Raw genomic sequence first — 12,642 nt, forward strand, 5'->3', positions numbered from 1 at the left:
AGAAGGTGTGTTGGATTGTGCGCGACTGTGTCTGCTTGTGTGAAGGGGGTTTGTGCGAACGTTATGAGGGAGTGTCGAACCGGGAGAGCGCGCCCGGCAGACGGGAGCCGAGCGGGGCCATGTCGTCCCCGGCTCCGTGCCGTGTCAGCAGGTCAAGGGCGAGCCGGCCGCGCCGCACCCGCTCCCGGGCGGTGCTCAGGGTCAGCTCCCGCAGATGGTGTCCGTAGGGGTAGAGGCCGGGGGCCTTGGACAGCCCGAACTTCAGATACAGCGGTGCGCCGCGGCGGATCAGCTCGGCGACCTCGTACATCCGGACATAACCGCCGAGATCGTCGGGGGCCTCGATGTACATGTCCATGGGGGCGGCGGAGACCCGCCGGATCTCGGTGAGGTGATCGAGCGTCAGATCGCTCGGCACGTTCAGCGAGTCGGCGCCGAGCATCTCGTACACGGCGTACGAGGCCGGGTTGACCGGACCGATCAGCGCCGAGACCTTGAACGTCGTGTCCGCCGGGATGATCCCGGCGGCCCGCGCCCGGTGCAGCGTCCACAGCACGCCCTCGTCGGCGACGAGGAGGCACTGGACGCCCAGCTCCGTCGCCCGGACCGCGTCCTCGACACAGCCGGCCACCGCGTCGTGGCCGCGGGCACGCAGCCCCGCGCCGCGCGAGTCGGTGCGGGTCGAGGCGCCGATGTCCCAGCTGCCGCGCGGGCCGGTGAACAGGCAGAGTTCGATGTCCCGTTCCCGGGTGGCCTCGACCATCTCGGTGATCTCGGCGTCGGTCAGCATCCAGACACCGCTGCCCTGGCTGATCCGGTGGATCGGCACATCGAGCCGCGAGGCCTCCTTGAGGACCGCGGCGAGCGCCTCGGGACCCTCCACGGAGGGAACCTCGGTGCGCCAGCGACCGCCTCCGGGGAAGGTGTGCGGCGAGGCGTCGTCGGGGGAGAGGGCGGGCGCGGCCAGGCCGAGCGCGGCCAGGGCCGGCTCACCGGGTCGACGGGGCGCCGTGGGAGAGGCGTCGGTCACAAGCTGTCCTTCATTGTTCGATATTTCGGGCATGGTTCGCGACGGTGGGCGCGAGGGCCTGGTGCACGCCGGTACGGGGCCGTCAGGAAACCCCGTACCGGCGTGCGGCTGGAGGGGTCAGGGCTTCAGCAGGACCTTGCCGACCTTCGGATCGCCGGAACCCACCAGCTCGATGGCCTCGGGGAACGCGGAGAGCGGCAGTTCGTGCGTCACCAGCGGCGACGGGTCCAGCAGACCCGCTCCGAAGACCCGCACGGTGTGCGCCCAGGCGTCCGGCGGTGCTCCGAACACGGTGTGCACCTCCAGCTGCCGTACGACGAGATCGGTCGGGTCCAGGCCCTCGGCGCCCGGCGCCGGGATCCCGGTGAGGACCAGGCGTCCGCCGCGCCGCAGCAGGGAGGCGGCGGTGCGCGCGGCGGACGCGGACCCGGCGGTCTCGACGACGACGTCGAAGTCGCCCGGGAGCTCCTGGTCCCTCGTGCGGAAGTCGGTGGCGCCGAAGTCCTTCGACAGGGCCTCGCGGTCCGGACGGGTGCCCACCACGAGCAGTTCGGCCGGCGACCCCGCCTTCAGGAACTGCACGGCGAACATCCCGAGCGTCCCGGTGCCCACCACGGCCACCCGCTCGCCTGGCCGGGCGTTCGCCTTGAGCGCGGCGGCCGCGATGCAGGCGGCCGGCTCCAGCAGGGCCGCGGCCGTCAGATCGGCGTCCTCGGGCAGGACGTGGAGCAGCCGGGCCGGCAGCGTCAGCGTGGCGGCCATCGCCCCGGGGACGGTGAAACCCGTCTCCTCGTACCCGGCCGTGCACAACGTTGTCTCGCCCGCGTGGCAACGGTCGCAGACCTGGCAGTTGCGGAAGCCCTCGCCGACCACCTTGCGGCCGACGAGCGCCGCGGGGACGCCGGCGCCGACCTCCTCGACGGTCCCGGACCACTCGTGGCCCGGCGTCAGCGGGTAGCGGACGTACCCCTCGGGCCGGTTGCCCTGGTAGACCTCGCGGTCGCTGCCGCAGATGCCCACCGCGTGCACCCGTACGAGCGCCTCGCCCGCCGCCGGGCGGACCGGCTCGTGCGGGACCAGCCGGTGCTCGCCCGGACCCTCGACGACGACCGCGGTGCTCACTGCGTCCCCTTGGGCTTGCGCTGCTCCCAGCCGTCGGCCCACAGGTCGAAGCGGGCCTGCTGCTGCGGGAACTCCGCCGCCGCGTCGACGTCCAGCTCGACGCCGAGGCCCGGCTCGTGGGACAGCTCGAAGTAGCCGTCCACGACCTGCGGGGCGCCCTTGACGACCTTCTTGATCTCCGCGTCGGCGAAGTCGTTGAAGTGCTCGAGGATCTTGAAGTTCGGCGCGGTGAAGCCGACCTGGAGGGAGGCCGCGGTCAGGACCGGGCCGCCGACGTTGTGCGGCGCCACCAGCATGTAGTGGGTCTCGGCGGTCGCGGCCAGCTTGCGGGTCTCCCAGATGCCGCCGATGTGGCCGACGTCGGGCTGGATGATGTCGACCGACTGGCTCTCGAAGAGCTCGCGGAACTCGATGCGGTCGTGGATCCGCTCGCCGGTGGCGACCGGCATGTCCACCTTGGCGGCGACCTTCTCCAGTGCCTTGAGGTTCTCCGGCGGTACCGGCTCCTCCAGCCACGCGGGCTTGAAGGGCGCGAGCTCCCGGGCGAGGCGGACGGCGGTGGACGGCGAGAAGCGGCCGTGCATCTCCAGCATCAGCTCGGTCTCGGGCCCGATCGCGTCGCGGACCGCCTCGATGAGCGACACCGAGTACAGCGTGGCCTCGTGGTCGAGCTCGAAGTGCCCGGTGCCGAAGGGGTCGATCTTCAGGGCCCTGTAGCCCCGCGCGACGACCTCCTGGGCGGCCTTGTGATAGGCCTCCGGGGTCCGCTCGGTGGTGTACCACCCGTTGGCGTAGGCCTTGACCCTGTCGGTGACCTTGCCGCCGAGGAGCTGCCAGACCGGCACCCCGAGCGCCTTGCCCTTGATGTCCCAGCAGGCCATCTCGATCACCGCGATGCCGGACATCACGATCTCGCCGGCGCGCCCGTAGTCGCCGTACTTCATCCGGCGGACCAGGTCCTCGACCGCGAACGGGTCGGAGCCGAGAATATGGTTGGCCTGCGCCTCGTGCAGATAGCCGATCAGCGCGTCGGTGTGGCCCAGCATGCGGGTTTCGCCGACCCCGGTGATCCCCTCGTCGGTGTGCACCTGGACGTAGGTCAGGTTCCGCCAGGGTGTCCCGACCACGTGTGTGGTGATTCCCGTGATGCGCACGGCAGATGCCCCCTGTGCTTTCAGCTCTGTTCGAAATTTCGTCACACGTTCGAAATGCTGGCGTGACAGTAAGGACGCGCCCCGGGGGGTGTCAATGGGTCGCGCACATAACGGTTTCGGCGCGATGCGCGCAGGATGGCGGGGAATGTTCGAGGGTGACGGGTTCCGACGGGCCGGAATCCTGGATTCCGCACAACATCTTCACAACTGCGCCTAGGAACGTTACCGGCGGTGACCCTAGTCTTCCCGCGTCATGGACTACTGCCACGTGTGCCGCAGGCACCTCAACGGCGCGCTCGCCTGTCCCGGGTGCGGCACCCCGGTCGACGAACTCGGCGCGGACGCCGAGGGGACCGTTGCGCGCCCGTGGGCGGGTGACGACACCGACGCGCGCCACGGCGCGGACGGTGACGTCGAGTGGCGCTCCCGCCGGGCCGCGCGCCGGGGTGGCGGACGGGCCCCGGACGCCGGGCCCGAAGGGCGGGACGAGTCCGGGGGCCGGGAGGCTCCGGGCGGTGTCAGCCGCCGCGACCGCAAGGCCGCCGCGCACCGCCGCAAGCGCCGCCGCACCCTGTACATAGCCGTCGGCTTCGTCCTGGCCGCCGGCGGACTGAGCCTCGCCGAACTCGGCGTCGACGCGCCCGGCCTCGGTCCGGGTCCCGCGGCCGCCCAGTCGCCCGACGGCTCGGCCTCTCCCGCGGCCTCCCTGCTCAAGAAGGGCTCCGCCACCGCGTCCCCCTCGGCCCGCCGCACGTCCTCCCCCTCGGCGCCGGCCTCCGGATCGGCCTCCGCGTCCCGCTCTGCGGCGCCCACGGCGACGGGCAAGAGTGCCGGGAGCGGCGACTCCGCGACCGCCGGCACCCTCCCCGCCCGCACCGCCTCAGCCCCCGCGACCGCCTCCCAGGCGCCCCGGACCTCGGCCCCCGCCACGACGGCCCCGACGGCGTCGGTACCCGCGCCGGCCCCGTCGCCCTCGAAGAGCTGCGACAAGTTCCTGTGGTGGTGCACGTAGGCGCGTCGCCCCCTGCGGGGTGACCGTCATTTCCGGGGCGTCCCGGGCGATTCCACCCTCCCGGAGGCGGGGAAGTGCGCCCCGTGGAAGTCCCCGAGCCCTCAGTCGCCGTCCGGCTCCTCGCCCAGCATGCGGCGCAGCAGATCGCGCAGGGCCAGCCGCTCCCGGTCCGAGAGCTCCGCCAGGGGTTCGCGGGCGAAGTCGAGCGAGTCGCGCAGCCCTCCGGCGATCCTGCGGCCCTCGGGTGTCGCCGCCGCCAGTTTCACCCGGCGATCCGCGGGGTCGGGGCGGCGCTCCACGAGCCCCCGCGTCTCCAGCCGGTCCACGATCCCCGTGACGTTGGACGGCTCGCACTTCAGCTTCTGCGCCAGCCGGCGCATCGGCAGCGGCTCCAGCGAGAGCAGGCTCAGCAGCCGTGCCTGGGCCCCCGTGAGGGCGTGCGCGGCGGCCGCTTCCTCGTACTCGTCGTGATACCGGGCCACGACCGTGCCGATCAGCTCGACGACCTCGATGCTCAGGGGGTCCATCCGGGGGCTCTTGTGGGTGGCCATGCCCCTGATCCTAGCGTGTTACTTGACATCATTAAATATTCAGGAGCATGGTTGTTTGAGGTTCTGAAGTAATTGGAGCCGCTCGCCGGTCACCGTTGAAAGGCACACCCTCATGTCCGAGACCCCCCAGCTTCCCTCCACCGGCCGTGAATGGCACCTGGTCAGCCGCCCGGTCGGCTGGCCCCAGCCCTCCGACTTCGCCCTGGTCGAGGCCGAGGTCCGGCAGCCGGGTCCGGGCGAGGTGCTCGTACGGAACGCCTACGTATCGGTCGATCCGTACATGCGGGGCCGTATGAGCGCGGCCAAGTCCTACGTCGCCCCCTTCGAGCTCGGCGAGACCATGCAGGGCGGCGCGGTCGGCGAGGTCCTCGTCTCGAACGCCGAGGGCATCGAGCCCGGCGACTTCGTGCTGCACTTCCTCGGCTGGCGCGAGTACGCCGTCGTGGACGCCAAGCAGGCCGTCAAGGTCGACCCGGAGGCCGCGCCGCTGTCGACGTACCTCGGGGTCCTCGGCATGACCGGCCTCACCGCGTACGCCGGGCTCCTGCGCACGGCCTCCTTCAAGGAGGGCGACTCGGTCTTCGTCTCCGGCGCGGCCGGCGCGGTGGGCAGCCAGGTGGGCCAGATCGCCCGGCTCAAGGGTGCCTCGCGCGTCATCGGCTCCGCCGGGTCCGACGAGAAGGTCAAGCTGCTCGTCGAGGAGTACGGCTTCGACGCGGCCTTCAACTACAAGAACGGCCCGGTCGCCCAGCAGCTGCGCGAGGCCGCCCCGGACGGCGTCGACGTCTACTTCGACAACGTGGGCGGCGACCACCTGGAGGCGGCCATCGGCCAGCTGAACCGGGACGGCCGCATCGCGATCTGCGGAATGATCTCCGTCTACAACAACACCGAGGCCGCCCCCGGCCCGAGGAACCTGGCCCGGCTGATCCAGACCCGCGGCCGCATCCAGGGCCTCCTGGTCGGCGACCACTACGACCTCCAGCCGGAGTTCGTGCGCGAGGTCGGCGGCTGGATCCGCTCCGGCGAGCTGAAGTACACCGAGACGGTCGTCGAGGGCATCGAGAACAACCTGGAGGCCTTCTTCGGCGTCCTGCGCGGCGACAACATCGGAAAGATGATCGTCAAGCTCTGACCGGGTCCGGGAGGCCGGCGCCGGTCCGGCGCGCCTCCCGCCGCACACCCGCGGAGACCGCCGCCCGCCGGCACACCACGGAGGCGCCTCCCCCGATGTCGGGGAAGGCCGCCTCCGTCTCCTGTCTCGTGGTCCGGCACGGCGCCCGGATAGGGTCTGACCATGCGCGATCTTGGGGTGGGTTTCGGCTATCTGCTGCGCGGCCAGCGGTGGGTGGTCCGGCACGGGAAGAGTTTCGGGTTCGGGCTGCTGCCCGGACTCATCACGCTCGTCCTCTACGCGGCGGCGCTCGTCGCCCTCGGGGTGTACGGGGAGGGCTTCGTCACCTGGGCGACGCCGTTCGCCGACGACTGGAGCAGCCCCTGGGCGGGTCTCTTCCGCGGCTTCCTCACCGCCGTCCTCTTCGCCCTGGCCCTCCTCCTCGCGGTCCTCACCTTCACCGCGGTGACCCTGCTCGTCGGCCAGCCCTTCTACGAGAGCCTGTCGGAGAAGGTCGACCGCGACGTCTCCCCGGACGGCACGGCCCCCGAGTCGGGACTGCCGCTCTGGCGCGAACTGTGGATCTCCGCGCGGGACAGCCTCCGCATCATCGCCCGGGCCCTGGTCTGGGGCGTCCTGCTCTTCGGGCTCGGCTTCGTCCCGTTCGTCGGCCAGACCGTCGTCCCGGTCCTCGGCTTCTTCGTCACGGGCTTCTTCCTCACCGAGGAACTCGTCGCCGTCGCCCTGCAGCGCCGCGAGATCGACCTGCGGGCCCGCCTCGCGCTGCTGCGCTCCCGCAAGACGCTCGTCTGGGGCTTCGGCACCCCGCTGGGCCTCGCCTTCCTCGTGCCCTTCGTCGCGGTGTTCCTGATGCCGGGAGCCGTCGCCGGCGCCACCCTGATGGCCCGGGACCTGCTCGGCGAGGAGATCCGCGAGGGCGACGCGGACGACGCCGCCGACGAGGACACCGGCACCGAGTCCGCCCCCGAGGGCGCGTCCGGGGAGCGGAGCGCCACCTCCTGACGGCGCCCGTCGCCCACGCGGTCAGCCGGGAATCCGCGCCGCCGCCTCCCCGAGCGCGGCCAGGAACGCCCGGGCCGCCGGGGTCAGGGACCGCCCCCGCACCGTCGCCGCGTACACCGAACGGGCCGGTGCCGCCTCGTCCAGCACCGGCAGGAGCGCGATGTCCGGACGTACGGACTCGGCGGCGAGCGCCGGGATCAGCGTGACCCCGAGACCCGCCGCCACGAAGCCCTGCTTGGCGGTCCACTCGGCGACGACATGGGCCACCCGCGGCCGGAACCCGTGCCGCAGCGCGGCGTCGAGCAGTGTGCCCTCCGGACGCGGGCTGCCCGCTATCCAGTCGGCGTCGGCGAGCTGCGGCAGGCGCACGGACGGCTGCGCCGCGAGCGGGTGGCCGGCGGGGACGGCGACGTACAGCGACTCGTCGAGCAGGTGGTGCAGGGAGTAGGTGTCCAGCGGGGCGCGGCCCGTCGTCGAGACGACCGCCAGATCGAGCCGGCCGGCGCCCAGCAGGTCCAGCAGGACGGGGGTGAAGTCCTGGTGGCGGGTGAGCCGGACGGCGGGGTGCCGGGCCCGGAACGCGGCGATCGCCCGGGGCAGGAGGCCCGCGTCCGCCGTGGCGAAGGCGCCCACCCGCAGCAGCCCGCCCGCCGCCTCCCGCAGCGCCGCCAGTTCGCGCCCGGCCCCGCGCAGCCGCTCCACCACCGCTTCGGCGTGCGGCACGAGGACCCGGCCGGCCTCCGTCAGCCGGACCCCCCGGGGCAGCCGGTCGAAGAGCGGTGACCCGCCGAGCGCCGCCTCCAGGGCGGATATCTGGCGCGAGACCGCGGACTGCGTCCAGCCGAGCGTCCGGGCGGCCACGGTGAACGAACCGTGCCGTGCGACGTCGAGGAAGACCCGCAGCCACACCGTGGACAGATCGGGGGCGGCGGAGGAGTCCGTGCCAGGCAACTCCGCGTCCCCGCGGCCCACTTCGTCCCGGAGCGGTTCGCCGGGTGCCCCGGGCGCGGTGCCGTGCGGAGCGCGGCCGGGAGCGGAGTCGTCATGCTGATGCGGCATGGCAGGCATGCTAGACATTCGCTTGTCGCATCACGGGGCCGGGTCTAGCGTCCCCCGCATGGAAAAGATCGCCTTTCTCGGACTGGGGCACATGGGGTCCGCCATGGCCCGCCGACTCCTCGGCGCACGGCACCCGTTGACGGTGTGGAACCGCACTCCCGCGAAGGCGGAGGCGCTCGTCGCCGCCGGCGCCGTGCTCGCCGCGTCACCCGCCGAGGCGGTACGGGACGCGGACGTCGTGATCACGATGCTCACCGGTCCCGAGGCGCTCGCCGCGGTCGCCGGGTCCGCCGCCCCCGAACTGCGTCCCGGCACCTGCTGGGTGGAGATGTCGACGGTCGGTCCCGAGGCGATCGCGGAGCTGGCCGCCCGCCTCGGGGCGGGCGTCACCCTGGTCGACGCCCCGGTCATGGGCAGCACCGACAGGGCCGCGTCCGGCCGGCTCGACGTCCTCGCGGGCGGTGACGTCACCCGCGTCGAACCCGTCCTGAGCCTGCTCGGGAAGGTGACCCGGGTGGGACCGGCCGGCTCGGGCGCCGCGCTCAAGCTGGTCCTCAACGCCGCCGTCCTCGGCGGTGTGGCCGTTGTCGCCGAGGCCCTGGTCCTGGCCGGGACCCTGGGCGTGGACGAGGACGCGGCACGCACCGCGCTGGCGGCCGGCCCGCTCGGCGGCGTGGTGGGCCGCGCCTTCGCCGAGGGCGTCCACTTCGCCACGGCGCTCGCGGCGAAGGACCTCGCCCTCGCCGTGGACCGGGCCCCGCTCCCGGCCCTGGAGGCGGCCTCGGGGCACTTCCGGCGCGCCGCCGAGGACCCGTCCCTGGCCGCCGAGGACATCTCCCGGGCCGTCACCCGTATCCGCCGCACCGCCTGAGGGAGCATCATGCGCGTCGCACTCGACAGCCCGGCCTCCGCGCCGCAGCCCGCCAACTCCTACTACTCCCAGGTCGCCCGAGTCGAACTCCCGGGCGGCGGAGCCCTCCTGTACCTCTCCGGCCAGGTCGCCGACGGCCCGGACCTCGCCACCCAGAGCCGGGGCGTCTTCGAGACCATCGCCGCGCTGCTCGGGGCGCACGGCGCCGGACTCGACGACATCATCAACATCCGCACCTATCTCACCGACATCGGCAGGCTCGGCGAATACGGCGCCGTACGCCGGGAGTTCCTCACCGGGACCGCGCCGACCAGCATGACCTTCGAGGCCGCGCGCCTGTTCAAGCCGGACGCCCTCGTCGAGGTCGAGGTCGTCGCGGCGGTGGGCACCCGGGCCGAGGCCTGAACAGGGCCCGTACGTCCTTTGGAGTCCCGAGGCCCGGTCCCCGAGTCCGGTGCTCCGCGAGGGCGCGCCCCCGCCCGCTGCTCCCGGGCGGCTCAGTCCTCGCCCAGCAGGGTCAGGAAGTCCCTGAACGCGGCCGGCATGTCCACCGACTCCGGGTCGAGGAGCCACTGGTACTGCAGTCCGTCCATCACCGCGACGAGCAGGGGAGCGGCGCGCTCGGGGGTGAGTCCGCTCGGCAGCCGTTCCCCGTACTCGGCGCGCAGCGCCTCGGCCATGTGCGCCCGCACCGTCGTGTAACGCCGGGTGAAGAACGCGCGGGCCGGATGCCCCTCCGTGACGCTCTCGCCGAGCAGGGCCGAGAAGGTCTGGATGATCCCCGGCCGCATGGCGTTGTACTCGACCAGCGCGACGAGCAGCTCGGCGCGCCACTCGGTGCCCGGCAGCGCGTCCCACTGGTCCCGTTCCCCGAGGACGGCGACCAGCAGGGCCTCCTTGGTGGGGAAGTGGTGCAGCAGGCCCTGCTGGGTGAGGCCCACGCGCTCGGCGACCGCGGCGAGGCTCGCGCCCCGGTAACCGCGCTCGGCGATCACCTCCAGCGTCGCGCGCACGATCTCGGCGCGCCGCTCCTCGCTCCGGGTCCTGGCCGTCATGGCGTCACCGTACGGCATCCCCTCACCCCGACCGTAACGGCAGGATAACGAAACCTACCGCTCTACAGGTGGGCGATGCACGATGAGGGGGACCGACGGCTTTCAACGAGGAGGTGCCGCCATGGCGGAGACCACGGTGGGAACGGCGAAGGACCATCAGGACGCGCACGCGGAGGCGGACGCGGCCCGCGAGGCGGTCGTCGAGGCGGCTCTCGCCCGGCTCGACCTGGACGCGAAGGCCCGGCTGCTGTCCGGGCGGAACATGTGGACGCTGCCCGCGCTCCCCGTGATCGGGCTCGCGTCCCTGGTCATGTCCGACGGTCCGATCGGCGTCCGCGGCGTCCACTGGAGCGCCGACGACCCCTCCGTCGCGCTGCCCTCGCCCACCGCGCTCGCCGCCGCCTGGGACCCCGAACTGGCCCGCCGCGCGGGCGTGCTGCTCGCCCAGGAGGCCCGCCGCAAGGGCGTCCACGTCCTGCTCGCCCCCACCGTCAACCTCCACCGCTCACCGCTGGGCGGCCGCCACTTCGAGGCCTACAGCGAGGACCCGCTCCTGACCGGGGCGATCGGCGGCGGCTACGTCCGGGGCGTGCAGTCCGGCGGAGTCGCCACCACCGTCAAGCACTTCGTCGCCAACGACGCCGAGACCGACCGCTTCACGGTGAACAACCTCGTCTCCGAACGCGCCCTGCGCGAGCTGTACCTGGCGCCCTTCGAGGCCATCGTCGCCGCGGCCCGCCCGTGGGGCGTGATGACCGCCTACAACTCCGTCAACGGCACCACGATGAGCGAGCACGGCCGCCTCGTGAACGAGGTCCTGCGCGGCGAATGGGGCTTCGACGGGTTCAACGTCTCCGACTGGATGGCCGCCCGCGACACCCGTGCCGCGATCGAGGGCGGCCTCGACGTCGCCATGCCAGGCCCCCGGACCGTCTACGGCGAACCGCTCGCCGCCGCGGTGCGCGCGGGCGAGGTCGCCGAGGCCACGGTCGACGCGGCCGTGCGCAACGTGCTGCGGCTCGCCGCCCGCGTCGGCGCCCTGGAGGGCGCCGAACCCGTCGTGACCGAGCCCCCGGCGACCGTGGACGGGCGGGCGCTGGCCCGCGAGGTGGCCCGCCGCGGCTTCGTCCTCGTCCGCAACGAGGGCGCCCTGCCGCTCCCCGCGGAACACCGGGTCGCCCTCATCGGCGCCGCCGCCCGTGACGCCCGGGTCCTCGGCGGCGGCTCCGCCACCGTCTTCCCCGCCGGGATCGTCTCGCCCCTCGACGGCCTCACCGCGGCCCTCCCCGAAGGGGCGGTGACCTACGCCGTCGGCGCCGACCCGACCGTCGAACTGCCCGCCGCCGGAAAGGGCTTCGAGCTGCGCGCGGTCTGCCGCGACGCGGCCGGCGAGGTGATCGCCACCGCCTCCGCCCCGAACGGCCAGATCCAGTGGATGGGCGACGACCTGCCCGAGGGCGTCACCTACGACAACCTCCACAGCGTCGAGCTCACCGGCACCTTCACCCCGCGCGACTCCGGCGCGCACACCTTCGGCATCAAGGGCCTGGGAGCCTTCACCCTCACCGTCGACGGGACGACGTACTTCGACGACGTCCAGGGCACCGACAAGGACGACCCGTTCGTCACCTTCTTCGGCGCCCCGGTACCGCGCGGCCAGGCCGAACTCGTGACGGGCGAGCCGGTGGAGGTCTCCCTCACCCATGTCGTCGCCTTCCCCGAGGACGTCCCGATGAAGGTCGTCGGCTTCACGCTCGCCCACCAGGAGCCGGTGCGCGACGCCGACGAGCTGATCGCCGAGGCGGTCGCGGCCGCCCGCGCCGCCGACACCGCCGTCGTCGTGGTCGCCACCACCGACCGCGTCGAGTCCGAGGGCTTCGACCGGGCGGACCTCCGCCTCCCCGGCCGCCAGGACGAACTGGTGCACGCCGTCGCCGCCGCCAACCCGAACACCGTCGTGGTCGTCAACTCCGGCTCCCCGGTAGAACTCCCGTGGCGCGACGAGGTCGCCGCCGTGCTCCTGAGCTGGTTCCCGGGCCAGGAGGGCGGCGCCGCCCTCGCCGACGTCCTCACCGGCGCCCACGAGCCCGGCGGACGCCTCCCCACCACCTGGGGCTCCCTGGCCGACGCCCCGGTCACCCGGGTGCGCCCCGAGGGCGGCGAACTCCCTTACACCGAGGACGTCTTCATCGGCTACCGCGCCTGGGAGAAGGAGGGCAGGACCCCCTCGTACCCCTTCGGGCACGGCCTCGGCTACACCGACTGGACGTACGAGTCCATCGAGACCGACGGCAGCACGGTCACCGTCCGCGTCCGCAACTCCGGCACGCGGCCCGGGCGCGAGGTCGTCCAGGTCTACCTCGCCCCCGTGGAACCCGGCACCGAGCGGCCCCTGCGGATGCTCGCCGGCTTCGCCGGGGTCGAGGCCGCTCCCGGCGAGAGCGTGGAGGCCGTCGTGGAGCTTCCGCGCCGCGCCTTCGAGATCTGGGACACCGCGACGGAATCGTGGGCGTTTGTGAAGGGTTCGTACGAGATTCAGGCAGGCCGTTCCCTCACGGACCACCGCCTGCGCACGATCATCGAGGCGTGAACGACGCGCCCCCTTTCGGTCGGCCCCGGCCCGGAACCTGACCTCCGGACCGGGGCTCGCC

At 73.1% G+C, this 12,642-nt stretch carries 12 protein-coding genes; 6 read left to right on the forward strand and 6 right to left on the reverse strand.

Annotation, left to right across the window (positions count from 1 at the left end):
• Positions 1-61 precede the first annotated feature (61 nt).
• From IO36_RS26130 to IO36_RS26140, 3 genes are all read right to left on the reverse strand, one after another.
• Positions 62-1,030: a hypothetical protein gene (locus IO36_RS26130; protein WP_037623414.1), complete on the reverse strand. Its 969-nt coding sequence runs from the start codon at positions 1,028-1,030 to the stop codon at positions 62-64.
• 117 nt (positions 1,031-1,147) lie between these two features.
• On the reverse strand, positions 1,148-2,152 hold the full coding sequence (locus tag IO36_RS26135; RefSeq protein WP_037623415.1) for a zinc-dependent alcohol dehydrogenase: 1,005 nt from the start codon (positions 2,150-2,152) through the stop codon (positions 1,148-1,150).
• Positions 2,149-3,306 (reverse strand): mandelate racemase/muconate lactonizing enzyme family protein, encoded by a 1,158-nt coding sequence (locus IO36_RS26140; protein WP_037623416.1) that lies wholly within the window; start codon positions 3,304-3,306, stop codon positions 2,149-2,151. The genes IO36_RS26135 and IO36_RS26140 overlap by 4 nt, the downstream gene beginning before the upstream one ends.
• Before the next feature lie 253 nt (positions 3,307-3,559).
• Here IO36_RS26140 and IO36_RS26145 point away from each other — a divergent pair, with 253 nt between their 5' ends.
• Complete coding sequence (locus IO36_RS26145; RefSeq protein WP_037623417.1) at positions 3,560-4,318, forward strand: SCO2400 family protein; 759 nt, start codon at positions 3,560-3,562, stop codon at positions 4,316-4,318.
• A gap of 101 nt (positions 4,319-4,419) precedes the next feature.
• On the opposite strand, the gene IO36_RS26150 is transcribed toward IO36_RS26145, so the two are convergent.
• On the reverse strand, positions 4,420-4,869 hold the full coding sequence (locus IO36_RS26150) for a MarR family winged helix-turn-helix transcriptional regulator (RefSeq protein ID WP_037623418.1): 450 nt from the start codon (positions 4,867-4,869) through the stop codon (positions 4,420-4,422).
• A 112-nt stretch (positions 4,870-4,981) separates the two neighbouring features.
• Between IO36_RS26150 and IO36_RS26155 the strand changes: the two genes are divergently transcribed.
• Positions 4,982-6,004: an NADP-dependent oxidoreductase gene (locus IO36_RS26155; RefSeq protein ID WP_037623419.1), complete on the forward strand. Its 1,023-nt coding sequence runs from the start codon at positions 4,982-4,984 to the stop codon at positions 6,002-6,004.
• 162 nt (positions 6,005-6,166) lie between these two features.
• Positions 6,167-7,006: an EI24 domain-containing protein gene (locus IO36_RS26160; RefSeq protein WP_037623420.1), complete on the forward strand. Its 840-nt coding sequence runs from the start codon at positions 6,167-6,169 to the stop codon at positions 7,004-7,006.
• A gap of 21 nt (positions 7,007-7,027) precedes the next feature.
• Here the strand turns inward: IO36_RS26160 and IO36_RS26165 are convergent, their stop codons facing one another.
• Entirely contained in the window at positions 7,028-7,924 is an 897-nt protein-coding gene (locus tag IO36_RS26165) for a LysR family transcriptional regulator (RefSeq protein ID WP_037623523.1), read from the reverse strand.
• A gap of 199 nt (positions 7,925-8,123) precedes the next feature.
• Here IO36_RS26165 and IO36_RS26170 point away from each other — a divergent pair, with 199 nt between their 5' ends.
• Positions 8,124-8,936, forward strand: coding sequence for an NAD(P)-dependent oxidoreductase (locus IO36_RS26170; protein WP_037623421.1), 813 nt, complete (start codon positions 8,124-8,126; stop codon positions 8,934-8,936).
• Positions 8,937-8,945: 9 nt separating this feature from the next.
• Complete coding sequence (locus IO36_RS26175; RefSeq protein ID WP_037623422.1) at positions 8,946-9,341, forward strand: RidA family protein; 396 nt, start codon at positions 8,946-8,948, stop codon at positions 9,339-9,341.
• Between the two features lie 92 nt (positions 9,342-9,433).
• Here IO36_RS26175 and IO36_RS26180 read toward each other — a convergent pair whose 3' ends face one another.
• The gene (locus IO36_RS26180) at positions 9,434-10,009 is read right to left on the reverse strand and encodes a TetR/AcrR family transcriptional regulator (RefSeq protein ID WP_037623423.1); all 576 of its coding nucleotides are present in this window, start codon (positions 10,007-10,009) and stop codon (positions 9,434-9,436) included.
• Between the two features lie 103 nt (positions 10,010-10,112).
• Here IO36_RS26180 and IO36_RS26185 point away from each other — a divergent pair, with 103 nt between their 5' ends.
• Positions 10,113-12,581: a beta-glucosidase gene (locus IO36_RS26185; RefSeq protein WP_051900959.1), complete on the forward strand. Its 2,469-nt coding sequence runs from the start codon at positions 10,113-10,115 to the stop codon at positions 12,579-12,581.
• The last annotated feature ends 61 nt before the right edge of the window (positions 12,582-12,642 follow it).

It is taken from the genome of Streptomyces aureus, from assembly GCF_000725495.1.
GTDB lineage: Bacteria > Actinomycetota > Actinomycetes > Streptomycetales > Streptomycetaceae > Streptomyces > Streptomyces aureus_B.

Coding starts and splice junctions, on each gene's coding strand:
- IO36_RS26155 (WP_037623419.1), top strand. CDS start 4,982: ATGTCCGAGACCCCCCAGCTTCCCTCCACCGGCCGTGAATGGCACCTG.
- IO36_RS26145 (WP_037623417.1), top strand. CDS start 3,560: ATGGACTACTGCCACGTGTGCCGCAGGCACCTCAACGGCGCGCTCGCC.
- IO36_RS26180 (WP_037623423.1), bottom strand. CDS start 10,009: ATGCCGTACGGTGACGCCATGACGGCCAGGACCCGGAGCGAGGAGCGG.
- IO36_RS26160 (WP_037623420.1), top strand. CDS start 6,167: ATGCGCGATCTTGGGGTGGGTTTCGGCTATCTGCTGCGCGGCCAGCGG.
- IO36_RS26185 (WP_051900959.1), top strand. CDS start 10,113: ATGGCGGAGACCACGGTGGGAACGGCGAAGGACCATCAGGACGCGCAC.
- IO36_RS26150 (WP_037623418.1), bottom strand. CDS start 4,869: ATGGCCACCCACAAGAGCCCCCGGATGGACCCCCTGAGCATCGAGGTC.
- IO36_RS26175 (WP_037623422.1), top strand. CDS start 8,946: ATGCGCGTCGCACTCGACAGCCCGGCCTCCGCGCCGCAGCCCGCCAAC.
- IO36_RS26170 (WP_037623421.1), top strand. CDS start 8,124: ATGGAAAAGATCGCCTTTCTCGGACTGGGGCACATGGGGTCCGCCATG.